The sequence below is a fragment of the Natronorubrum halophilum genome (genome assembly GCF_003670115.1).
GTDB classification, from domain to species: domain Archaea; phylum Halobacteriota; class Halobacteria; order Halobacteriales; family Natrialbaceae; genus Natronorubrum; species Natronorubrum halophilum.
In genome coordinates, this window is the sequence record NZ_QQTY01000002.1 from 650,584 (window position 1) to 672,777 (window position 22,194).

General features: G+C 64.4%; 19 protein-coding genes. 6 read left to right on the top strand and 13 right to left on the bottom strand.

Going from position 1 to position 22,194, the window contains the following annotated elements; genetic code table 11:
• Nucleotides 1-5: 5 nt before the first annotated feature.
• The gene (ptsP, locus tag DWB23_RS09275) at nt 6-1,694 is read left to right on the top strand and encodes a phosphoenolpyruvate--protein phosphotransferase (protein WP_121742528.1); all 1,689 of its coding nucleotides are present in this window, start codon (nt 6-8) and stop codon (nt 1,692-1,694) included.
• Between the two features lie 6 nt (nt 1,695-1,700).
• On the opposite strand, the gene dhaM is transcribed toward ptsP, so the two are convergent.
• The 4 genes from dhaM to DWB23_RS09300 all read right to left on the bottom strand — a co-directional run bounded on the left by dhaM (nt 1,701) and on the right by DWB23_RS09300 (nt 5,307).
• A complete protein-coding gene (gene dhaM, locus DWB23_RS09280; protein WP_121742529.1) occupies nt 1,701-2,084 on the bottom strand; it encodes a dihydroxyacetone kinase phosphoryl donor subunit DhaM in 384 nt (127 codons plus the stop codon).
• A complete protein-coding gene (dhaL, locus tag DWB23_RS09285) occupies nt 2,084-2,872 on the bottom strand; it encodes a dihydroxyacetone kinase subunit DhaL (RefSeq protein ID WP_121742530.1) in 789 nt (262 codons plus the stop codon). Before dhaL ends, dhaM begins: the two co-directional genes overlap by 1 nt.
• Nucleotide 2,873: 1 nt before the next feature.
• Nucleotides 2,874-3,878 (bottom strand): dihydroxyacetone kinase subunit DhaK, encoded by a 1,005-nt coding sequence (dhaK, locus tag DWB23_RS09290; RefSeq protein WP_121742531.1) that lies wholly within the window; start codon nt 3,876-3,878, stop codon nt 2,874-2,876.
• Between the two features lie 334 nt (nt 3,879-4,212).
• The gene (locus DWB23_RS09300) at nt 4,213-5,307 is read right to left on the bottom strand and encodes a GNAT family N-acetyltransferase (protein ID WP_121742533.1); all 1,095 of its coding nucleotides are present in this window, start codon (nt 5,305-5,307) and stop codon (nt 4,213-4,215) included.
• Nucleotides 5,308-5,561: 254 nt separating this feature from the next.
• On the opposite strand from DWB23_RS09300, the gene DWB23_RS09310 reads away from it, so the two are divergent.
• Nucleotides 5,562-6,551, top strand: a complete 990-nt coding sequence (locus DWB23_RS09310) for an ABC transporter ATP-binding protein (protein WP_121742535.1) — start codon at nt 5,562-5,564, stop codon at nt 6,549-6,551.
• Entirely contained in the window at nt 6,548-7,321 is a 774-nt protein-coding gene (locus DWB23_RS09315) for an ABC transporter permease (protein ID WP_121742536.1), read from the top strand. Before DWB23_RS09310 ends, DWB23_RS09315 begins: the two co-directional genes overlap by 4 nt.
• A gap of 9 nt (nt 7,322-7,330) precedes the next feature.
• Here the strand turns inward: DWB23_RS09315 and DWB23_RS09320 are convergent, their stop codons facing one another.
• The 7 genes from DWB23_RS09320 to DWB23_RS09350 all read right to left on the bottom strand — a co-directional run bounded on the left by DWB23_RS09320 (nt 7,331) and on the right by DWB23_RS09350 (nt 15,795).
• Nucleotides 7,331-7,819 (bottom strand): pyridoxamine 5'-phosphate oxidase family protein, encoded by a 489-nt coding sequence (locus DWB23_RS09320; RefSeq protein ID WP_121742537.1) that lies wholly within the window; start codon nt 7,817-7,819, stop codon nt 7,331-7,333.
• A gap of 40 nt (nt 7,820-7,859) precedes the next feature.
• Nucleotides 7,860-8,918, bottom strand: coding sequence for a S1C family serine protease (locus DWB23_RS09325; RefSeq protein WP_121742538.1), 1,059 nt, complete (start codon nt 8,916-8,918; stop codon nt 7,860-7,862).
• 138 nt (nt 8,919-9,056) lie between these two features.
• Nucleotides 9,057-9,635 carry a DUF420 domain-containing protein gene (locus tag DWB23_RS09330; RefSeq protein WP_121742539.1) on the bottom strand — a complete coding sequence of 193 codons (579 nt, stop codon included), beginning with the start codon at nt 9,633-9,635 and terminating at the stop codon, nt 9,057-9,059.
• A gap of 66 nt (nt 9,636-9,701) precedes the next feature.
• Nucleotides 9,702-10,466 (bottom strand): J domain-containing protein, encoded by a 765-nt coding sequence (locus tag DWB23_RS09335; RefSeq protein ID WP_121742540.1) that lies wholly within the window; start codon nt 10,464-10,466, stop codon nt 9,702-9,704.
• A 104-nt stretch (nt 10,467-10,570) separates the two neighbouring features.
• Nucleotides 10,571-10,858, bottom strand: coding sequence for a HalOD1 output domain-containing protein (locus tag DWB23_RS09340; protein ID WP_121742541.1), 288 nt, complete (start codon nt 10,856-10,858; stop codon nt 10,571-10,573).
• Between the two features lie 191 nt (nt 10,859-11,049).
• The gene (leuS, locus tag DWB23_RS09345; RefSeq protein ID WP_121742542.1) at nt 11,050-13,740 is read right to left on the bottom strand and encodes a leucine--tRNA ligase; all 2,691 of its coding nucleotides are present in this window, start codon (nt 13,738-13,740) and stop codon (nt 11,050-11,052) included.
• A 216-nt stretch (nt 13,741-13,956) separates the two neighbouring features.
• On the bottom strand, nt 13,957-15,795 hold the full coding sequence (locus DWB23_RS09350) for a carbamoyltransferase family protein (protein ID WP_121742543.1): 1,839 nt from the start codon (nt 15,793-15,795) through the stop codon (nt 13,957-13,959).
• Between the two features lie 509 nt (nt 15,796-16,304).
• On the opposite strand from DWB23_RS09350, the gene DWB23_RS09355 reads away from it, so the two are divergent.
• The 3 genes from DWB23_RS09355 to DWB23_RS09365 all read left to right on the top strand — a co-directional run bounded on the left by DWB23_RS09355 (nt 16,305) and on the right by DWB23_RS09365 (nt 19,082).
• A complete protein-coding gene (locus DWB23_RS09355; protein ID WP_121742544.1) occupies nt 16,305-17,312 on the top strand; it encodes a carboxypeptidase-like regulatory domain-containing protein in 1,008 nt (335 codons plus the stop codon).
• 790 nt (nt 17,313-18,102) lie between these two features.
• Nucleotides 18,103-18,447: a protein kinase family protein gene (locus DWB23_RS23430; protein ID WP_238717379.1), complete on the top strand. Its 345-nt coding sequence runs from the start codon at nt 18,103-18,105 to the stop codon at nt 18,445-18,447.
• The gene (locus DWB23_RS09365; RefSeq protein WP_238717380.1) at nt 18,435-19,082 is read left to right on the top strand and encodes a phosphotransferase family protein; all 648 of its coding nucleotides are present in this window, start codon (nt 18,435-18,437) and stop codon (nt 19,080-19,082) included. The genes DWB23_RS23430 and DWB23_RS09365 overlap by 13 nt, the downstream gene beginning before the upstream one ends.
• Nucleotides 19,083-19,369: 287 nt before the next feature.
• Here DWB23_RS09365 and glmS read toward each other — a convergent pair whose 3' ends face one another.
• Together glmS and DWB23_RS23855 are read right to left on the bottom strand one after the other, a co-directional pair.
• Nucleotides 19,370-21,175 carry a glutamine--fructose-6-phosphate transaminase (isomerizing) gene (gene glmS / locus DWB23_RS09370; protein ID WP_121742546.1) on the bottom strand — a complete coding sequence of 602 codons (1,806 nt, stop codon included), beginning with the start codon at nt 21,173-21,175 and terminating at the stop codon, nt 19,370-19,372.
• A 605-nt stretch (nt 21,176-21,780) separates the two neighbouring features.
• Nucleotides 21,781-22,020, bottom strand: a complete 240-nt coding sequence (locus DWB23_RS23855) for a helix-turn-helix transcriptional regulator (protein ID WP_338044145.1) — start codon at nt 22,018-22,020, stop codon at nt 21,781-21,783.
• Nucleotides 22,021-22,194: the final 174 nt, after the last annotated feature.

Consider the following 22,194-nt stretch of genomic DNA (forward strand, 5'->3'; position numbering starts at 1 on the left):
GGTCGATGACCGAGTCCGACGAGGAACGACGACTCGAGGGAACCGGCGTCACGCCGGCCGTCGGCGTCGGTCCCGTCCACTGGCTCGCGGCGGACCTCGAGTTGCCGGACCCGCCGGACGCCGACGCCGTCGACCCGTCGACCGAGCGTGAACGCGTCGCCGACGCTCGCGAGCGGGCGCTCGAGGCGCTCGACCGGGAACGGGAGGCGACCGCCGAGCGCGTCGGCGAGAGCGAAGCGGAGATCTTCGACGCGCACGCGGCGTTCCTGACCGATCCGCAACTCGAGGACGGCATCGACGAGGCGATCGACGACGGACTGCCGGCCGCACACGCCGTACGGGCGGCGTTCGAGGATCCGATCGCGCAGTTCGAGGCGATGGAGGGATCGATGGCCGAACGCGCCGACGACCTCCGGGACGTCCGCGACCGACTCGTTCGAACGCTCCTCGGACGCGAGTCGACCGGTATTCCCTCCGGTAGCGTGCTCCTCGCGGAGCGACTGACGCCGAGCGACACGACCGGGCTCGACCCCGACGCGGTCGCCGGCGTCGCGACGGTCACCGGCGGGCGAACCGCCCACGCGGCGATTCTCGCGCGGGCGCTCGGCCTCCCCGCCGTCGTCGGCGTCGGCGAGGAGTTGCGCGAACTCGAGGCGGGAACCCGCGTCGTGGTCGACGGCGAACGGGGTCTCGTAATCGTCGATCCAGACCCCGAGACGCGAGCGCGAGCGGAACGAGAGCGCGATCTCGAGCCGATCGCGGAGCCCGTCGAAACCGCCGACGACCGGCCGATCGAGGTCGCGGCGAACGTCGGCGGCGACGATTTCGCGGCCGCCGCGGACCGCGGTGCCGACGGGATCGGCCTCTTTCGGACGGAGTTCCTCTTTCTCGATCGCGAGGAGCCGCCGACCGAGGACGAGCAGTACGAGGCGTACGCGGACGCGCTCGAGGCATTCCCCGACGGACGAGTGATCGTCCGAACCCTCGACGTCGGCGGGGACAAACCGCTGCCCTACCGCGAGGGTGCGCCCGAGCGGAACCCGTTTCTGGGAGCTCGCGGAATTCGGGTCGCCCTCGGGGAGCTTTCGGACCTCTTCGAGACGCAGTTGCGGGCGATCTGTCGAGCGGCCGCGACCGAGGACGGGGGCGATCTCGCGGTGATGTTCCCGATGATCGCGACGATCGAGGAACTCGAGGAAGCGCTCGCCAGGCTCGAGGCCGCCGCGTCGGAAGTGGCCGAGGAGGGCGTCGATCGCGAGCGTCCCGAAGTCGGCGTGATGATCGAGACTCCGTCGGCAGCGTTCGTGGCCGACGAACTCGCCGCGCGCGTCGACTTCCTGAGCATCGGAACGAACGACCTCACCCAGTACGTGATGGCCGCCGACCGCGAGAACGAACGCGTCGCCAATCTGCAGGATCCGTTGCACCCCGCGGTGCTCCGGGCGATCGACCGGACGACGAGCCACGGCAGCGACGCGTGGGTCGGCGTCTGCGGCGAACTCGCCGGCGATCCGGCGGTGACCGAGTTGCTGATCGGTCTCGGCGTCGAAGAATTGAGCATGAGCCCGATCGCGATTCCGGCGGTCAAACGCCGAGTTCGTGAGATCGACTCGGCGGAGGCGCGGGCGCTCGCCGACCGAGCGCTCGAGGCGGAAACGCGCGAGGACGTTCGGACGCTGCTGGACGGCGAGTAGTCACGCTCACACCTTCGAGACGTCGCGCGCCTCCTCGGCGGACTCGCGGACGGTCTCGACGGTGGCCGATGGCGATGTCGCGGCGACCGCCGCGTTGAGCGCCCCCTCGAGGACGGGCGCGTCGGCGATGACGACGTCGTCGACGCCGGCCATCTCGATCGCGAGTTCGGCGTTCATGACGGCGCTGCCCAGATCGACGAGGACGACCACGCCGTCGCCGTCGGACGCGGCCTCGATCGCCTCCCCGATCGGGTCAGGGCTGGTGCCGATCCCGCCGTCCGGGTCGCCGCCGACGGGCTCGAGGCCGCCCCCGCCGCCCATCTCGCGGGCGATCTCGCAGATCCCCTCGGCAGCTTTGGCGCTGTGGGAGACGACGACGATGCCGACCATCAGTCGTCCCCCTCGCTCGGACTTTCGGCCTCGCTCCCGCCGCCGCCCGTCTCACCGGTCGGACCGGACTCGTCGGATTCGCCCTCGAGTTCCGCCGGATCGACGTCCGCTTCGGCGTCGACTTCGCCCTCGAGATCGCCGTCGAGTTCCTCGGCCGCCACCGCGAGCAACTCCTCGAGGATCATGAACGTGCTCGTCGCGCCGGGATCCTGGTGGCCGACGGAACGCCAGCCCAGGTAGGAGGCCCGCCCCTTCTTCGCGCGTATCGGGGTCGTGAACTCGACGCCGCGGCGGGCGGCGTCGACCGCCTTGGCCAGCGCCTCGAGCGGTTCTGTGTCGTCGACCTCGATCGATTTCTTGTAGGTGTGGACGGCCGGGGTGAGCGCGTCGATCATCGTCTTGTCGCCGACCGACGCCTTGCCGCGGCTCTCGACGGTCTCGAGGTAGGTCTCGGCGAAGGCGACGCTGGAATCGGCCGTGATCCCGCCCTCGAGTTCCTGACTGGCACTCATGATCGAACCGCCGTAGAGGGGACCGGAAGCGCCGCCGACCTCCGAGACGAGGGCGACGCCGATCGTCTTGACGAGGTCAGCCGGGTCGTCCGCGTCGCTCTCGGAAACTTGCTCGAGCGCCGCCTGAAACCCGCGGTTCATGTTCGCGCCGTGGTCGGCGTCGCCGATCGCCGAGTCCAGTTCGGTGAGCGTCGATTTCTCCTCGGCGAGCCGGTCGGCGACGGCCTCGAGCGCCGTGACGACGAGGTCGCACTGATGGTCGAGATCCGCCGCCATCTCACCGCTCACCCGCGACCGTCAGCCCGGGCGTTTCGGCCGGGTGGGCGAGCAGTTCCTTCAGTTCGTCGTCGAGTTCGAGCACCGTGATCGAACAGCCCTCCATGTCCAGCGACGTCATGTAGTCGCCGACCCGGGCGTCCCAGGTCTCGAGGCCCGCCTCGCCGAGCAGTTCCTGCAGCCGACGGTTGACGACGTAGAGCTCCATCAGCGGCGTCCCGCCCATGCCGTTGACGATCGTCGCGACTTCCGCGCCCGACTCGAGGTCGAGGTCATCGAGGACGGCCTCGATGAGGTGGTCGGTGATCTCGTCGGCGCTCATCACGTCCGTCCGTTCGGTGCCGGGTTCGCCGTGAATGCCGATGCCGAGTTCGATCTCGTCGGCGCTCAGGTCGAAAGTCGGCTCGCCCTTCTCGGGCGTGACACACGAGGTCAGGGCCATCCCCATCGTCCCGACGCGGTCGTTGGTCTTCTCCGCGACGCGTTTGACCTCCTCGAGATCGTCGCCGCGGTGGGCGGCCGCTCCGGCGACCTTGTGAACGAAGATCGTTCCGCAGACGCCGCGTCGACCGGACGTGTACAGCGAGTCCTCGACGGCGACGTCGTCGTCGACGACGACGGACTCGACCTCGACGTCGGACTCCATCCCGGCCATCTCGACGGCGGTTTCGAAGTTCATCACGTCGCCTTCGTAGTTCTTGATGACGCAGAAGACGCCCTCGCCGCCGTCGCAGGCCTGGATCATCTCGCTCAGCTGATCGGCCGTCGGCGAGGTGAACACCGCGCCGGCCGCCGCGCCGTCGAGCATTCCGTCACCGATGTAGCCGGCGTGGGTCGGCTCGTGGCCGCTTCCGCCGCCGGAGACGATGCCGACCTTTCCCTCGACCGGCGCGTCCTCGCGGACGACGACCTCCGTTCCGTCCAGTCGCCGGAGGTCGTGGGCCGCGACCATTCCCTCGAGCATTTCGTCGACGACGCGGTCGGGTTCGTTGATGAGTTTCTTCATGAATTACCTTTATGTACATATGGACGTAACCGCTGATAAGCGTTCTCGTAAGCCCGACTCGAGACGGAGCGGAACCCGCCTCGAGCGTCGGCAGACCGTCTCGAATCTCGAACGGTATAGTAACAACTGAAACGATTTACACACTGATCGCACAACAGTCGTGCGACCAGGTGTGCATTGATTTTCAGTGGCTACTATATCGAACACCGCAACTGACGGCGCGGCGAATCGAACACCTCACCCGCGACCGGGAGATACCGGGCCGGGTGGTAGCTGAAGTCGGCTTCCTCGGCCGGGCGATTATCGCTCGAGCCGGACCCGCGACTTCCGTGACCTAATCTTTCACCTCGAGAAACGAGAGCGACCAGTTCTCCGCGTCGGCGAGTTCCCGCCGCGAGAACGGACCCGTGCCCTCCTCGCTCCAGAGCGGTCGAATCGCCATATGGGTGGGGGTACAGAGCCGCGAGAGGATCGGCGTCTCGTAACTGACGAATCCAAAACGGGAGAGCAGCGTCGACGAGAGCGTTTGATCGGTCACCGACAGCGTGCTGGCACCCTCGTTGTCCGCGATGACCGCGGCGAGCAGGTCGGCGAACGCGTCGTGGTTCGCCCCCAACGGCACTGCATCGAACACCATCACGTCCCCGTCGCCGTTGGATCGCGTCACGAGAGCGGCGACGGGACGGCCGTCGCGGTTGGCCACGTACACGGTGTGGCCGGCGGACGGAGCGTCGAGAACCCACCGGTAGTACTGCGCTTCCCGGTGGACGTGGAAGGTGCGAGGAACGTCCGACTCGTAGATCGACTCGAGAGCGTTCCCGGGCGGCGACGCGTATCGTTCGACGTCGTATCCCGCGCTCGTCGCCGCGATCTGCTCCCAGAGTCCCAGACCCGTCCGTGCGATGGAGTCCGCCACGCGTCCGGCCGGAGCGGCAGCCTGACCGGTCGGTAACAGTTCGCTGGGACGTTGCAGCCGGTAGTACATCGGCACCACCGTTACCTCCGACCAGCCGAGTTTCTGCTGTGCGCCGAGCGACGCGGCGTTCGGAAAATTGAAGAAAAATGCCGACTCCCGATCGGTGTAGTGACGGATCCCCCGTTCGGTAATCCGTGAGTACAACCCCTTTCGGCGGTGGTCGGGGTGGACGACCGCGTCTACCGGTTTGAGCGCCGAGACGACGCGCTTGCCCCGGCGAACCCGACAGGGAACGTACCCCTGTATGGCGACGATTTCGCCGTCCCGTTCGGCGAGCGTGATCGGGACGTGCGAGAGGTACGGGTCGTCGACGTACTTCCAGTCGAACCAGTCGACGCTCGGTCGATACCCCCACTCGGTCTCCAGCAACGAGAGAATACCGTCACGGTCCCCCGGTTCGTACGTTCTAACCCGGTAGTCGTCTGAACTGCCCGTTTGATTCTCCAGCGCCATGTGACCGATTTCGACGGATACCTCCTTCGTTAAGTGGACGCATTGACGTTCTGCGCGAATGAAACGGGTGAAACCGAACCCGTCCCCGTCTCGTGTACGGCGAGAATACGGGCAGTAGACACGTCGTATTTCGAGAAGAGCGGAGACCGGATCCGATCCGAGAGCGATCGACGGCGAATTCGGATTCCGGGAGTCGAAGACGACCCTGGCGACGAATCGAACCCCTTACCCCCGGTCGACCGAAACCGGCCCGTATGGAAGCCGTAGTCGAAGCAACGGCCCTCGAGAAGTCCTACGGCGAGACGGTCGCGCTGTCCGGTGCGTCGATCTCCGTCGCGAGCGGCGAGGTCTTCGCGCTCATCGGTCCGAACGGAGCCGGCAAGACGACGCTCGTGCGCGCGCTGACGGGGACGACCGAACCCGACTCGGGGACGGCACGCGTCCTCGGAGAAGCGCCGACGGCCATCGACCGGGACCGACTCGGGGTCCTCCCGCAGGAGTTCTCGCCGCCGGATCGGCTGAGCGCCCGCGAACTGCTCTCCTACTACGCCGGACTCTACGACGACGCCCGCGAGGCCGACGACGTCCTCGCCGACGTCGGCCTCGCGGACGCCGGCGAAACGTGGTACGAGGACCTCTCCGGCGGCCAGCAACGGCGCGTTTGCGTCGGCTCGACGCTGGTCAACGATCCGGACGTCCTCTTTCTGGACGAACCCACGACGGGTATCGACCCCGCCGGCCGGCGAACCGTCTGGCGACTGATCGAAGACCTCGCCGCCGGCGGGACGACCGTCGTGCTCACCACCCACGATATGGCCGAGGCGGAACGGCTGGCCGACCGCGTCGGTCTCCTCGCCGACGGCTCGGTCATCGCGAGGGGGACCCCCGACGCGCTCGTCCGCGAGCACGGCGGCTCGAGTCGCCTCACCGTCGAAACGGCCGCCGGACTCGAGGCGTTCGCCGACCTCGAGCACCCGGTCGAACGACCGGAACGCGGTCGGAGCCGGAGTCGAAATCCGGACGACGCGGTCGTCGTTCGCGACATCGACCCCGTCGAGATCACTGCCGTCGTCGACTTCCTCGAGGATCGCGACCTCGAGTACACCGGGCTGACGTGGGCCGAACCCGACCTCGAGGACGTCTATCTCGAACTGGCTGACGAAACGGAACTCGAGCGAACCGATCGAGTCGGCGGCGACTCGACCGAGGAATCCGACCTCTCACAGACGGGTGAGACGGCGTGAGCCGACTCGGTCGCGTTCGGTCGGAGACGAGCGCCGGCTGGCGCTCGTTCATCCGCCGTCGGACGGCGGTCTTTTTCACCTTCTTTTTCCCGGTGATCCTGATCGTCATCTTCGGTGCGCTCGTGCGAACGGATCCGACGGGCGAGGGGCTGTTCACCGAGCCCGCGGCGTACTACGTCCCCGGCTATCTCGCCGTCGTCGTGCTCTTTACTCCCCTCTCGCGGATGGGCAGCGAGGTCGCCCGTCACCGCGAGGGCAACCGATTCGAGAAGCTCGCGACGACGCCCCTGACCCGGGGGGAGTGGCTGCTCGCCCAGACCGTCGTCAACGCGGTCATCATCGGCCTCGCGAGCCTGCTCATCCTCGCGCTCGTCGTTCTCCTGACCGGAGCCGAGATCGCGTTCTCGCCGCTGCTCGTGCCCTACATCCTCGTCGGCGTCGTCTGTTTCTGCGGTGTCGGCGCGATGCTCGGCAGCTACACCGACTCTCAAGACGGGGCGGTCGCCGCCAGCAACGCCATCGGTCTCCCCCTGCTCTTCCTCTCGGAGACGTTCATCTCGCTCGAGCAACTTCCCGGCTGGTTCGAGCCGTTCGTAAACCTCTCGCCGCTGACCTACTTCGCGCGCGGCGTTCGCGCGGCGACCTATCCGGAGGCCGGAACCGCCGCAGTGGCGGGCGTCGATCCAGCGCTAGCGAACCTCGGAATTCTCGCGGTCGTAGCCGTGATCGCGTTCGCACTCGGCGCCCGGTCGATCCCGCGGACCGACTGAGCCGGGTGGCTACTCGAGGTCCCGCATTCGGTCGGAAAAGTCCCAGCCGGAGACGACCGCGGGATCGATCGTTATCGTCACCTCGTCGCGTCGCTCGGACAGGAGGGTTCTCGCCAGTTCGGAGTCGGTCCCGCCGAAATATCGCTCGAGAAGCGCCCGCAGCGTCTCTTTCTCCGGATCGGGGTCGATCGACGCCGTCCCGCGGCCGCGAACGCCCCGGTAGGGCGGACGGTTCGTTGACACCTCGAAGGCGACGGCCGGATCGTCGCGGAGGAACGAGACGAGATCCGCACTCGAGGCGGTGGCACACTCGAGGACCCAGTCGGGATCCGCGCCGGTTTCGGAATCGTCCTCGATCGCGTTCGGGAATCTGGGCCGGTACCACAGCGAGACCATCCAGAGGCCGCCGGGCGTTCGGCAGGCCACCCGGACGGGGACCGTCGTCTCCTCGAGGAACGTCGCGATCTGGGTCGGGGAGCGAGAGCCGCGGATCTGCATACCCGCACTTTCGATCGCGATGACAATAATACCGCTCCCGCTACTGGACCGCGATTCGACCGTCGGCCTCCCCATTCTCACCGGGATCGATTCGCGTCCCTAACTGAACCGTCTCCCGCGTCTCTCCCGCGGGTCGACGGACCGTTAGCTCGGCGGTCTCTCCCGGCCACGTCTCCGTGAGCAGGTAGCTCGTCAATTCCTCGGTCGAGCGGACGTCCTCTTCGTCGATCCCGACGAGAACGTCGCCGCCGACCGGGACCTCGCGACCGCGAACGCGTCGGCTCGAGTGACAGCCGCCGAGTACGCCGCTGGCCGGTCCCTCCCGAACGTCGACGACGAGGACGCCGCCCGGCTCTGTCAGGTCGTTCGCGTCGGCGACCGCCGGCGAGACGTCGAGGGTGGTGACGCGCAGCGTGGCGTGTTCACAGCGTCCCGTCTCGAGCAGATCGGGGACGACGCGGGCGACGACGGCCGGCGAGATGGCGAAGCCGATGTTGTCGCCGCTGCGCGCGCGATTGACGCCGACGACTTCGGGCGTCCCGTCGGCCGTGACTGCGACCAGCGGGCCGCCGCTGTTGCCCGGATTGATCGGCGCGTCGGTCTGGACGACGTCGGGAATCGTGAAGCCGCCGCCGACGGGCATCGTTCGCGAGACGCCGCTGACGATGCCGGTCGTGATCGTCCCGTCGAGCCCCATCGGGTTTCCGAACGCGGCGACCGGCTGCCCGGGTGCCGGATTCGTCGACGCGACCGGTAACGGCGTCGCCGCCGCCGGGAGGTCGTCGACGGCGACGACAGCGAGGTCGGTGTACGGATCGGTTCCGACGAGGCGGCCGACGCGCCAGTCGCCGTCGCTGAAACGAATCTCGAGCGTTGGCGAGCCGGACTCGTCGGGGAGTCCGCGACTCCGTCCGGCCCCGTCTCGAGCGAGGCCGGCGATGACGTGGTGATTCGTGACGACGTGGCCGGTCCGGTCGTAGACGAAGCCGGAACCGGCCCCGCGGCCGGCTCGAGCGTCGGGTGCGTCGACGTAGATCGACACGACCGCCGGGACCACGTCACGGTACAGGTCGGTGTAGTGGAACTCTCCTTCTGACATTGAATCTCGGCGACCGAGGGGTCGTCGATTACCCGAGGTTAGGGACGGGCGGCAATAAACTGTGTCATACCATACCAAGACGTACTGTCGCGACGAACGGCCGGTCTCGAGTCGCCGCCCGCGGAGACGACGAGGGCGTTAGAACGTGTACCCGTAGATATGATTGAGCATCACGTACGTGACGACGCCGAGGACGAGGCTCAGGATCCACGAGGCGGCGGCGATGCGGCCGACCTTCGCGTGGACGGTCTGTCGAAGCTCCGCGGGCGTGTGCGTCAGCCCGAGGATCAGCGCGTAGAGGACGACCGGTACCGAGACGATCGAAAGCAGGATGTGAACGGCGAGCATCGCGAGATACACGTAGTAGACGAGATCGGGTCCCTCGAAGTACTTCTCGCCGCCGCCGCCGACCCTGAGCAGGTAGACGACCAGGAACAGCAAGATGAGCGTGAACGCGCTGATCATCGCCAGCCGGTGTTTTTCGACCTCGCCGGCTCGGATCCAGTACCAGCCGGCGATTAGACACACCGTCGCGGCCGTGTTGATCACCGCGATCGCATGCGTGAGCAGGTTGATTTGCTCGAGCGTGAGATCCGGATAGATCGGGATATCGAGGAGGAACGTACCGATAACAAGCGCGTAACCGACGATCGTCAGGAAAATCGTCGCACCGATCGGCTGTTCTCGAAGCCGTCGTCTCGCATCGGCGGTTGCCATTACTGACTGTTCGAACAGGCCCCGTATCTGTCTTGCTGTTCCGGACCGCGGCGACTCGAGGACGGTTTATGCCGAGAACGGCAGTCGATCGAGTCGTTCGCGGACGAGCGGACGCAGTTCGAAGAGGTAGCGCTCGATACCGTCGTCCGCGGTACCCTCCGGATCAGGAACGCGCTGGGTGTACATCACCGTCTCGACGGTCACGTCCGTCGGGATCTCCTGGGCGATGACGATCGCGTCGAGGGCCATCCCGGGAGCGATATCGACGTCGATCCCGCACCAGCGCTCCGGTAGCCGCTCGGCGTGGGGCGTCACGATGCTCGAGCCCTCGTAGAGAAACCCGTCGTCACCGATGAAGCTCGTGTTCGCCGTCCCCTGCCAGGAGAGCGTCTGCGAACCCGTATTCTGGACGCGAAAGAACGCGACCGTTCGGTCGGCCGCTGCGGGCACGTGACCGTCGACGAGACGCTCGAGGGGGACGTCGTGGACCAGCGCGGACAACGTTACCGCGAGATGCGTGCTGCTGACCGTCAGGCCCTCGAGACCGTGATTTCCGGTGGTCTCGCCGTCGCCCTCGTCGGGATCGTACGTCGGCCGGCTGGACTGACAGAGCTCTCCGTCGCTGTGTTCGATCGCGCTGGCGTTCGGTTCGTGGTCTTCGGGCGGCCGTTCGCCGATGATCGCTTCGTAGGCACCCTTGATCCGGAGGAACTGTTCTCGAGAGCCACCCTGATCCGGATGGTGATCCTTCAACAGCGCCCGGTAGGCTCGTCGAACCGCCCGATCGTCGGCGGTTAACGGGAGACCGAGGGCCTCGTAGTGACTCTCCATTCATCCGTAGTAGGATTCTTCGACGAAAAGAGTCTTTCCGTCCTTCGATTATTCAGTTGACAGTCACGACGGAGAACCTGTCGACGGCGTCCCGCAGAGCCGGCTCAGTCGTCCAGTTTCTCGAGCGTTACTGATTCGTCCTGACCGATAGTGACATCGTATCCACAGAATCGAAACGAGACTTCGCCGCCGGCCCGCGCCACATCGCCGGCTCGTGGTGCAAAGAGCGTATCAAGCGCTTCCGGGTCGATGACGGAGTGCAACGGTTCGTACGTTGGTGGTTGCAATTGCTCGGGCGGAACGCCTTCAGCCTCGGCGACGGCTTCGACAACTGCCTGACTCGGTACGTCCCGATACGCGATATCGATGCGGTCTCCATCCCCCGCTGTCATATCGCCACTGTACCGAACCCGGTCGAATAAAACTGTCCTTCCTAATCGCGTTTCCGACGGGAACGCGGACTGTTACCTTCGATATCGAAGGGTTACAGATCCGTCCGCTTGCCGGTGCTCTCGTTCGCCACCGACACCACCGAACGGACGGTCGACGACTGGCGTTTCGATTCCGATGCCATCGCCGCCACTCAATCGATGTGGATCGCCGGCTTCCCGGGTCGTGCCTTCCCCGCGACGTCGTCATCGTCGGCCGCCTGACGGACGACGATCTCGGCGTCGAACTCGTCGACGAGGAGCCACGCGCTTCGCTCGAGGATCGCCAGTTCGTCCTCGGCCGTGAGCACCCGCTCGAGGTCGCTCCGTCCCGTCCGTTCGGCCAGTTCGTCGACGAAAGGGGCGACGGTCTCGCGGTCGATCTCGAGATCGGCTGTCAGGACCTGGTCGACGAGCGCCTCGGTCCCTGCGACCTCGATCGTCCCGTCGACGTATTCGCCGACCAGCTGCGTCACGTCGTACTTCCAGGGTTGAGCAACGACGAGTTCGATCCGTTCCGGCTCGTCGATCGCTGCGACGTCGACGATGTCTCGAACGTCCTCGAGCGTCGTCTCCACGAGTCGGCGCTCGCGCTGTGCGGTACTCACGTCGTGTTCGGGCTCGGGCCAGTCGGCCTCGACGACCAGCCCTTCTCCCCGGAGCTTGTTCCAACATTCCTCGCCGAGGTGGGGTGCCATCGGGGAGATCAGGGCCGCAAGCGTCAGCAGGCCGCGCCGATAGATCTCGCCGTGTGGCTGATCGTACGCTCGGTAGCGACGGAGCAGCCGCGCTAACTCCTGAATCTCGGTGGCGGCCCGGTGGAACCGGAACCGTTCGTACTCGTCGGTGACTGCGGCGATCGTTCGGTCGGTCTCCCGAGCGATGTAGTCGTCGTGACCCCGTTTCTCGAGGCGCGTCTCGCCCTCGTCGACGAACGCGGCTGCCATCCCGTAGAGCGTCTGCTGAAGGTCGTAGGCCCCGCGGACGTTGTTCGCGGTCCACTCAAAGTCCTGTTCGGGGTGGGCCGCCGAGAGGACGAACAGCCGCGTGGTCTCCGCGCCGTACTCCTGGGGCGCGACGACGTTGCCCCTCGAACTGGACATCTTCTCGCCGTCGTACAGCACCGTTCCCTGGCTCTTGAGGTTCGTGATGGGTTCGCGGCGATCGAGCAAGTCCAGATCCGCGAGCGCCCGCGTGAAGAACCGGGTGTAGAGCAGATGGAGGATCGCGTGTTCCTCGCCGCCGACGTAGACGTCGACGGGCAGCCACTCGTCGGCGAGGTCGGTGTCGAAGGGCACATCCTCGAGGTGCGGCGAGAGGAAGCGCAGGTAGTACCACGAGGAGTCGACGAACGTGTCCATCGTGTCCGTCTCGCGACGGGCGGGGCCGCCGCAGTTCGGGCACTCGGTCTCGCGGAACGAGTCGTGCTCCTCGAGGGGGTTTCCGGTCGTCCGGACGAACTCGGGCAGTTCGACCGGTAGCTCGTCGTCCGGCACGAGTTCGTGCCCGCAGTCGTCGCAGTGGACGACCGGAATCGGCGTCCCCCAGTAGCGCTGGCGGGAGATCAGCCAATCTCGCAGCCGGTAGGTGACGTCCTCTTCGAGTTCGTCGTGGTCGGCGACGAGTTCCTCCCGGGCCGCTTCGCTCGGCGTCCCGTCGTACTCGCCGCTGCCCTCGAGGACGCCCTCGCCGGTGTAGGGGCCGTTCTCGAGACCCTCGTCCGCGTCCCCATGGGCGGCGCTCTCATCGCCGTCAGTAGCCGACGGCTCGGGAACGATCACCCGCTCGATCGGCAGGTCGTGCTCGAGCGCGAAGGCGTGGTCGCGCTCGTTGTGGCCGGGGACGCCCATCACCGCGCCCGTACCGACGTCTTCGAGCACGTAGCCGGCGACGTAGACCGACAGTTCCTCGCCGGTCAACGGATGGGCGGCCGTCGCATCCGTCTCGATTCCCGACAGTCCCACCTCGCCGGGTTCCTGTTCGCGAACCGTGTCGACGTAGTCGGCGACCGCGTCGTCGTCCTCGGCGAGCGCCCGTGCGAGTTCGTGGCCGGGCGAGACCGCGAGAAAAGTCGCGCCGTAGATCGTCTCCGGTCGGGTGCTGAAGACGTCTACCGACCCGTGATCGCGGACGTCGAACGCGATCCGCGCGCCCTCCTGTCGCCCGATCCAGTTGCGCTGGATCTCGCGAACCCCGTCGGACCACCCGTCGAGATCCTCGAGACCGTCGTGGAGCTCCTCGGCGTAGTCGGTGATCGTGAAGAACCACTGGTCGAGTTCCCGGCGGCCGACGGGCGTCTCACAGCGCCAGCAGACCCGATCGCCGTCCCGTTCGGCTACCTGCGCCGCGGCGAGTACCGTCTCGCAGTCGGGACACCAGTTGACCGACGCGGCCTCGTACTCGACGAGTCCCGCCTCGTAGAGTCGCTTGAACAGCCACTGGTTCCACCGGTAGTACTCGGGTTCGCAGGTGGTGATCTCCCGCGACCAGTCGTAGCCAAAGCCCATCGTCTCGAGTTCCTCGCGCATTCGACGGATACACGCCTCGGTCCAGGATCGGGGGTCGGTCTTGCGCTCGAAGGCGGCGTTCTCGGCGGGGAGTCCGAACGCGTCCCATCCCATCGGATGGAGCACGTCGTCGCCCTGCATCCGCCGATAGCGCGAGTAGGCGTCCGTAATCGCGTAGTTACGGACGTGACCCATGTGAAGCGTCCCCGACGTGTAGGGGAACATTCCGAGGACGTAGGTCGGGTCCTCGGCATCCTCGGGCAACGCGTAGACGTCGTCTCGCTCCCAGACGTACTGCCAGAACTCCTGCACCTGCGCGTGATCATAATGAGTCGTCATTGTAGCGAGTGGTCTTGGCGGGTACTGGGTGTGCCGGCTATATCATTGTTCGGCTGCCCGTCGCGATTCCCGCGAGAACGACGGATTCGCGTCTCGACGAGCGGCCGGTCCGATCGGCACGGGGACCGTACGAGATTCGCCCGCTTCCGTCACGAACGGTTGACATCGAGTCTCAGAAACCGCTTCTCGGTCGTCGTCCGCTGTTCGTGTCTCGGATCACTGTAGCAGGTGTTCGTCGGGACTCGTCACCGCCGCCGCATCCCGAGTCAGCGTCTCCCGCGTTTCGTCGCCCGTATCGATAGTCGACTCGTCGGTCCGGCGGGAGCCGCCAAACTGTTGTGCCGACTTCTCGAGGACGTAATCGCCGAGAACGAGCAAGTCGAGGCCCATCCCGTAGAAATCCTTCACCGCTTCCGTCGGCGTGTTGACGATCGGTTCGCCGTGGTCGTTGAACGACGTGTTCAACAGGACCGGAACGCCGGTGACGCTCTCGAACTCCGAAATGAGGCGGTGATACTGCGGGTTCTGGTCCGCTCGAACGGTTTGCGGGCGCGTCGAACCGTCCGACGGGTGAATAACGGCTTCGAGTTCGGCCGCCTTCTCGGGGCGGACGTCGAACGCGTCGACCATGAACGGTGCCGGCTGGCCGTCGACGAGGTACTCTTCGGCGGCTTCCTCGAGCATCGATGGGGCGAACGGTCGCCACTCCTCGCGATGTTTGACGAACCTGTTGACGCGGTCGCGCGAGGCGGCGGTCCGGGGGTCGGCGAGGATACTTCGCGACCCCAGCGCTCGTGGACCCATTTCCGTCCGTCCCCGAAACCAGCCGACCAGCGCCCCGTCCGCGAGTTGTTTGGCGACGTATCGCTCGAGGTGGTCGGGCTCTGCGTAGTCGATCTTGTTCATCTGCAGCTCCGATTCGATCTCCTCGCGGTCGTAGCCGGGCCCGAGGTAGACGGTCGACAGCCGCTCGACCGAAGACGGCTTCTGATCGGACCAGCCCGCACCGAGCGCCAGTCCGGCGTCGTTTGCGACGGGTTGAATAAAGGTCTCGTCGACGACGGTCGCCTCGCGAATCCGTTTGTTGAGCTTGCAGTTGAGCGCGACGCCGCCGGCGAGGGCGACGTTTCCGGAATTCACCGTTCCGACGTACGCTCGGACGATGTCCAGGACGATCTCCTCGAGGAGTTTCTGTGCCGTGTACGCCAGGTCTTTTTCCCACTGGTCGAACTCCCCCGGCGTCTCCTTTCGCGGTCGATCGAAGGCGTCCTCCAGCAACTCGATGCCGTGGCCGGTGCCCCAGCGTTTCGTGAGCGACGTTACGTCGTAGTCCGCGCCGCTATCGACGAACGTCCGAAGCGTGCGCTCGATATCGGGGTTCTCCTCGCCGTAGGGTGCCAGCCCCATCACCTTCCCCTCTCCGTTGAACATCCGGTAGCCGAGATACTCCGTAATAATTGCAAAGAACAGCCCGAGACTGTTCGGGTGTTCGTACGTTCGCACTCGCGTGAGCCCCCTGCTGTCGCCGCGCCAGACGACCGTCGAATCGTACTCCCCTTTTGCGTCGAGCGTTAGCACGAGCGCGTCGTCGAACCCCGACGGGTGGAACGCGCTCGCGGCGTGACAGCGGTGATGAGCGCGCAGTTCGATCGGCGGAACCGGGGTGTCGATCTCCGCGAGGCGACGCTCGACCTGTCGCGTCGGTGCAAACCGGCTCTGACACTCCGAGACGACCGTCTCCTCGAGCGCGGACAGCTTTCTCGCGAGCCCCGGCGCTTGGAGGGCGTCGGTGACGTAGTGCGAGCGAATCCGAGACCGGAGGCTGGGGTCGTACGGCAGCAAGATCGTTTCGATGTCGGTGAACTCGAGGTCTCGGAACTCGAGACAGGCCTCGATCGCTCCCGTCGGAAACGTCTCGGGAGCGTGCTTCTCCCGCGTCAACCGTTCTGCTTCGATACCGAAGACTGGCGTTCCGTCCTCGAACAGGACAGCACTGGGATCGTGCTGACCGTACAGACCGATCGCTGGTTTGAACGCGAGTCGATAGTCACTCATCTTCCTGGTATCTCCTTCCCCACCGGTTGATACTATGAGGCTATTAAACGCCACACCGAGTGGCTGCGCGAAAAGGGGCCCCGTATCAACAGTTGTTACAGTTACGGTACACCGGTTGGATGGGAGACGCGTTACGTGATAACGGACCGGCACATCGGCGTGTGGACACGCTGGTGACACGAGCGTTCGTAGCCGATACCGGGCGTACCGGTCACGCCGCACGGATCGTTCATGCGGATGAAACGATCTTAATAGCCGTATAGTGAACCGCAGAGCTACGAACAATTATCATAATGCAACGAAGCGTGTGGTACAAGAGCCCGCTTCGACAGTGTGCTCTGGCCCAACTATGCGTCCAGCCGCCGCCAGCGGGGCCATCGCCCCCGACGGCGCGAACGCAAACGATCAGTTCCGATCGGTTGGCTACCGCGGCGTCAGAATCGGTGGAAACGTCATCCGACGTGATGGCGAGCGTATCGCCAGACGAACACTAGATCTCAAAGACAACTATGCGTCGTAATGTTCAACAGGAGCGGGCGGAGACGCGATCGATTCAGACGAGTATCCAGATACTGCTTACTCTCAGCGGCGTCGTGTTGTTAGCCGCCGGCCTCGTGCTCGCTGCGAGTGGCGCATCGATAGGCGGCGCGATCGGCGCTGTCAGCGACGAGTTGGGGGGATCACAACCGGCTGACGACGATCCCGGTACTACCGGCGACGATGGAGCGAACGGGGGTGATGAAACCGACGGCAACGACAGCAGCAGCGATGACAGCGACGGAGATAGCTCCGGCGACGACGGGAGTAACTCCGGTAGCGATGATAGCGGCTCCGATGACGGGAGCGGGTCCGATGATGGCGATAGCAACTCTGGAGACGATGGTAGCGGCTCCGATGACGGGAGCGGATCCGGTGATGGCGATGACGGCTCTGATGACGGCGATAACGGGTCCGGTGGCGACGGGGGTGACGGGAGCGATAACGACAGTGGTGGGACGAATACGGTAACGGCTACCGTCGAAGACGACAGCGGTGATCCGATCGAAGGAGTCATCGTCGAAGTGGACGACTTCGGCGTCAGCGAAACGGGCACCACCGACGACGACGGCGAGGTCGAATTCGATCTCGAGGACGGCGAGTACACGATCACCGCCTCCACGGACGGCTACGAAACGGCCGAGAACGACGTCACGGTCGACGGCGACGACGAGACGGTCACGCTAACGCTCGAGGAAGAAGCGGACGACGGGACACACACGCTGACGACCGTCGTCGAAGACGGTAACGGCGACCCGATCGAAGACGCCGACGTCACCGTCGAGGAGGACGCCGGCTTCTTCGGCACGGGCGACACCTGGGACGGATCGACCGACGACGACGGCGAGACCGAGTTCGATCTCGAGGACGGCGACTACACGATCGCCGCCTCCGCGGACGGGTACGAAACGGCCGAAAACGACGTCGAGATCGACGGTGACGACGACACGATCACGCTGACGATCGAGGAAGACAACTAGCGTCGCTTTCACCCCGATCCGGCCAACGGAATCGATATCGTCGACCGCTCTCGTTCGCGCGGTTCGTCGAGTACGTGCCGACGACCTGCTTACTGACTTTCCGACTGTGGATCCCGAGCGCGTAGCTCGGCGCGTAACACCTCGTACTCGAATCGCGGCGGATCGTTCCCTCGTACGTAGATCGAAGTATCGTCTCGAGTCTCGTCACTGACGCGGCCCGGCTGACGACCGTTCTGGCGACGAGCGCCGATTTTCGATATTTGCCGATGGAGTAGATGGTCATAAAATAATATATTTGTATCTATCGTGCGTTGTCCTTCACAGGATGCTCACTTAGCAGACGGTCGTCCTACGTGAGGAAGAAGAGGCCGTCCTCGCGTGTCAAGCGGCACTACCAAAGACGGATGTTTTCCGAAGAAATCCTGTACGGCAGCATAGCGGTGCTGCATCTATAGCGTGGCTTCGAATCAACGGTCACGGGAAACCACAGATTCGAAACGCGGACCGCTATCTTTTGTTCCTCAGCCACTGGACTAACGAGTCGGATTCTCGACCGACTTCCGAGCCACTGCACTGTCGTTCGAAGTTCCGATGTGCACGTGATCGCCATCTTTCGCTGCAACTCGCCTTCTCAGAGCATCCTGAAGCTAGCACTCGAGGGGGATCACCAAGAGCCAAGAATCGATATGAACAGACGCCAACCTACGACCGATCCAGCAGTACAGCAGACTACCCAAATTACCCGCCAGAGCTCCCTTGATATCCAGCGTATCCAGTACGGAGCGAACCGATGACAAACGACAACATCACAGCAGGCGAAGACGTCGCGGCAGCCCTCATTAATGCGTTTCCCGAGCGAGAGATTGAGAAAGTGCTTCCCGCGGGACCGTCTTGGAACGACCGAAACGAGGCGGTGCGTGTCGAGTTCGCCGACGGCAAACCGGTGTTTCTAAAGATCGCCGCAGATAGTGATGGGGCTCGAATCACTCGGGAATGTGCTGTTATCGACTACGTCGGTACACACTGTAATGTAGTTGTGCCAACAGTGGTTACAAGCGGGACCACCGGTGAACCCCCGTATCTCGTTACGGCACCGATGCGCGAGCGGAGTCTCGCAGCTCAATGGCAGAGTTGAGCAAAACTAAACGAACGACCGTTCTCCAACAAATCGGGATCGCCCTCGCAGACGTTAATTCTCAGGAGTTCGAGCAACACAGTCACATCGTGGGTGGTGATGCGGACGGGTTGATCCTCGATACCGGATCGTGGACCACTATCCTCGTTGAGCGAATCGAGATGATGCGAGAACTGGCGTCTTCGGATCGCTTTGAGCATTATTATGACGAGGTGATCGAGGGTGTCAAAGCAAATCAAGAGCGTCTCGACCTCGCACCTGCGACTCTCGTCCACGGCGATCCGGCCATGCCAAACTCCTTCCGGAGCGAAACGACGCTCGGCTTCATCGATTGGGAAATTGCGCATATCGGCGACCCCGCCAGGGAGCTCCACAGAGCGCAAAACCAGCTACTCGAATCGAGAGACCTTGGAGATGACGAACGGCTCGTGACTGCACTCCACGACGGGTACCGACAACGCGCTGGGTCCTTACCAGTCGGACTAGATGAGCGTGCGTCAATTTATGATGCAGTTCGATTCCTCGGGACGGCTGGATTCTTCGACAAAGTCGTTGAGTTCTCCGACGAGTCGCCTGAAGAAGTTGCGACGTGGATTGAAGCAGAGATGACCGAACGCCTTACCGCCATTCAATAAGTAGACGATGGACAACAAAGATCGGCAGCCGAACGGGTCATACTGCTTCCTACGGGCCGACAGCGAGGAACGGTGGTCGTTCATTCAGCAGTATCTCGAAAACTCCCATCGAAGCGCTCTGGATATCGGCTATGCACAACTCGATTTTACCTATAAGAGACGTCGTTGTCTACGTGATCAGATGGCCGCGAGACGATCAGCGTGTCACTCGGTTCGGCTAGTACTACTGTGGCGTATCCACCGCGTCGGAGACGCGTCAAAAAGTCACTTGGTCCCGTTCGCGCCGATCATTCGACGGTGACGCTCTTTGCGAGGTTGCGCGGCTTGTCGATCGGCCGACCGAGCAGGTTCGCGGCGTGATAGGAGAGCAACTGGAGCTGAACGTTCGCGAGCAGCCCCGCCCAGACGGGATGAGTGTCCGGAACCGACAGGTGCGTATCGGCGACGTCGACGAGCGGGTGTTCGTCCGGACCGATGGCGACGATCGGCGCACCGCGCGACTGGGCCTCGATCGCGTTCGTCTTCGTCTTCTTGTCGTCACCGGTCGCGACCGCAAACAGCGGCGTCTGCTCGGTGACGAGCGCGAGCGGCCCGTGTTTGAGTTCGCCGGACGCAAAGCCCTCCGCGTGCTCGTAGGTGATCTCCTTGAACTTCAACGCCCCCTCGAGCGCCACCGAGTGGCCGAGCCCGTTACCGATAAAGAAGTACGACTCGCTGTCGACGGTCTCCCGGGCGAGCGCCTCGGCCTGACTCGTCTCGAGAACGGTTTCGACGTGCTGTGGAAGGTTTTCGAGGTCCTCGAGCATCGCGGCTCGATCCTCGGCGGGCGTCGCGTCCGGCACATCGGCGGCGATGCGCTGGGTGAGCAATGCGAGCGTAACGGCCTGCGAGGAGAACGTCTTCGTCGCGGCGACGCCGACCTCCGGGCCGGCCCGAATGTAGACCGCGTCGTCCGCCGTACGGGCAGCCGTCGAGCCGACGACGTTGGTGACGGCGAGCGATTGTGCGCCGCCGTCCGTCGCTCTTCGGACCGCATCGAGCGTGTCCGCAGTCTCGCCGCTCTGGGTGACCGCGACGACGAGCGTGTTTTCGTCGACCGGTCCGGACATGGACTCGTACTCGCTCGCGCGGATGACCTCCGTACGAACGCCGGCCGTCCGCAGGAGCTGTGCGCCGTACATCGCCGCGTGGTAGGACGTTCCACAGGCGACGAACTGCACGGTCTCGATGTCCTCGAACGAGTCGGCGGGGAGGGTTTCGAAGGCGACGTCACCGTCCTCGACTCGGCCCTCGATCGTGTTCGAGAGCGCCGTCGGCTGGGTGTTGATCTCCTTGAGCATGTAGTGGTCGTACTCGCCTTTCCCCGCGTCCTCGGGGTCCCAGTCGACGGTGTCGACCGGTCGGTCGACCGGCGATCCCTCGAGATCGGTGATCCGATAGGAGTCGGGGTTGAGGACGACGATATCGCCGTCTTCGAGGTAGATCACTTCGTCCGTGTAATCGAGGAACGCCGGGACGTCGCTGGCAAGGAACCACTCCTCGTCGTTGAGTCCGAGAACAAGAGGTGACCCCTTCCGTGCGGCGTACACCGCGTTCTCGCCGTCGACGATCGCGGCGATCGCGTAGCTTCCCTCGAGCGTGTCGACGGCTCGACGGACGGCGAGTTCGGTGTCGCCGGTTTCCGTCCGGTACTCGTCGATGAGGTGTGGGATCACTTCCGTGTCGGTGTCGCTTTCGAACTCGTGGCCGTTCGCTTTGAGATCCGCCTTGAGCTCGTCGTAGTTGTCGATGACACCGTTGTGGACGACCGCGACGTCGCCGACCGTATCCGTGTGGGGGTGGGCGTTCTCGTCAGTCGGCGGCCCGTGCGTGCTCCAGCGGGTATGCCCGATCCCCATGTTTCCGTTCGGATGGACGTCAAGGGTCGATTTGAGGTCGGACACTTCGCCCGAGCACTTGTGGACTTTGACTCCGGATCCGTTCTGGACGGCGATCCCCGCCGAGTCGTACCCTCTGTACTCGAGATTCTCGAGGCCCGAAAGCAGCGTCTCCGCCGCATCGTCGTGGCCGATCCGCGCGATAATCCCGCACATCAGCCGCTCACCCGCATTCGAGTGGCAGTTATCGGCCCTGGCACACTATTAGACGAGCGGTGTGTAACGGGGCGACTCGCGGCTGCGATGGTCGTGTCCAGTCGACTCGAGACGGCTGCCCGACGTACAGTGCTGTTGTGGTTCATTGTTGTTGTCTCCCCGTATTCGACGATTGCGAACGGGTCTGGTCTTCATCCGTCTCAACGCCAACTCGGGCCATTACTATACCACGAATAAGACGGTCACTATCGGTAGCATAATGCTGAGTTCGTTTGCACATTCTGCAATCTATGCTCCGTTCGACCCGTCGTGATGAGATATCATGACGTACGTCCGGTTCGACTCGTCTCGAAACGCGTGATCGGTGCAACTCTCCGGGAAGCCGTGCGGTGTCTCGGCCCGAAGGCCGTCGTCGGACGGTCTCACGAAACCGCGGATAGTCCGTGTGAGCGCCTTACTGGGATACTAAACGCTATCTCGACGAAGGCGGCGGACTCACAGAAAAACGTGTCTCGTCAGCGAACGCGTCCGAACCGGTCACGGGTTCACGAGTGCTTCCGAACCGGACTCGAGTATACGGCGGTGCGCGAGAACTGGATGCGCGATTACGGGAGCGGTCTTTCAGCGTCGTCCAACTGCGTCTCGTCGGTTGTCTCCCGATCGGACAGGGTAATGACGTTCTCTCGGCCGACCGACGTCTTCTCTATCGTGCCGTCGGAGTGCATCTGCGAACAGATCCTACTGACTTTCGACTTCGACCACCCGGTCTCTTCGGCGATCTGATGCTGTCGAATGCGACCGTGGTTTGCAACGAGCAGCCGAACCACCTCTCCCTCGTCGCTCAAGAGTTCGGGTGGTGTCTCGGGTGAGAGATACCGCTCGTACGAGTGGTGATCATCGGTAGGTGTGGTGTCCGTGCCTGTCGATTCGCTTTCACCTGCTGCGTTCGATACCAACGGGAGCGTGGATAACTCGATGTCACGTCTCGACACCGATTTGGTGAGACGAACACCGATGAG

Bases quoted from the DNA above. Each gene is read 5' to 3' on its own strand.
- ptsP (WP_121742528.1), top strand. From the start codon at position 6: ATGACCGAGTCCGACGAGGAACGACGACTCGAGGGAACCGGCGTCACG.
- dhaM (WP_121742529.1), bottom strand. From the start codon at position 2,084: ATGGTCGGCATCGTCGTCGTCTCCCACAGCGCCAAAGCTGCCGAGGGG.
- dhaL (WP_121742530.1), bottom strand. From the start codon at position 2,872: ATGGCGGCGGATCTCGACCATCAGTGCGACCTCGTCGTCACGGCGCTC.
- dhaK (WP_121742531.1), bottom strand. From the start codon at position 3,878: ATGAAGAAACTCATCAACGAACCCGACCGCGTCGTCGACGAAATGCTC.
- DWB23_RS09300 (WP_121742533.1), bottom strand. From the start codon at position 5,307: ATGGCGCTGGAGAATCAAACGGGCAGTTCAGACGACTACCGGGTTAGA.
- DWB23_RS09310 (WP_121742535.1), top strand. From the start codon at position 5,562: ATGGAAGCCGTAGTCGAAGCAACGGCCCTCGAGAAGTCCTACGGCGAG.
- DWB23_RS09320 (WP_121742537.1), bottom strand. From the start codon at position 7,819: ATGCAGATCCGCGGCTCTCGCTCCCCGACCCAGATCGCGACGTTCCTC.
- DWB23_RS09325 (WP_121742538.1), bottom strand. From the start codon at position 8,918: ATGTCAGAAGGAGAGTTCCACTACACCGACCTGTACCGTGACGTGGTC.
- DWB23_RS09330 (WP_121742539.1), bottom strand. From the start codon at position 9,635: ATGGCAACCGCCGATGCGAGACGACGGCTTCGAGAACAGCCGATCGGT.
- DWB23_RS09335 (WP_121742540.1), bottom strand. From the start codon at position 10,466: ATGGAGAGTCACTACGAGGCCCTCGGTCTCCCGTTAACCGCCGACGAT.
- DWB23_RS09340 (WP_121742541.1), bottom strand. From the start codon at position 10,858: ATGACAGCGGGGGATGGAGACCGCATCGATATCGCGTATCGGGACGTA.
- leuS (WP_121742542.1), bottom strand. From the start codon at position 13,740: ATGACGACTCATTATGATCACGCGCAGGTGCAGGAGTTCTGGCAGTAC.
- DWB23_RS09350 (WP_121742543.1), bottom strand. From the start codon at position 15,795: ATGAGTGACTATCGACTCGCGTTCAAACCAGCGATCGGTCTGTACGGT.
- DWB23_RS09355 (WP_121742544.1), top strand. From the start codon at position 16,305: ATGCGTCGTAATGTTCAACAGGAGCGGGCGGAGACGCGATCGATTCAG.
- DWB23_RS23430 (WP_238717379.1), top strand. From the start codon at position 18,103: ATGACAAACGACAACATCACAGCAGGCGAAGACGTCGCGGCAGCCCTC.
- DWB23_RS09365 (WP_238717380.1), top strand. From the start codon at position 18,435: ATGGCAGAGTTGAGCAAAACTAAACGAACGACCGTTCTCCAACAAATC.
- glmS (WP_121742546.1), bottom strand. From the start codon at position 21,175: ATGTGCGGGATTATCGCGCGGATCGGCCACGACGATGCGGCGGAGACG.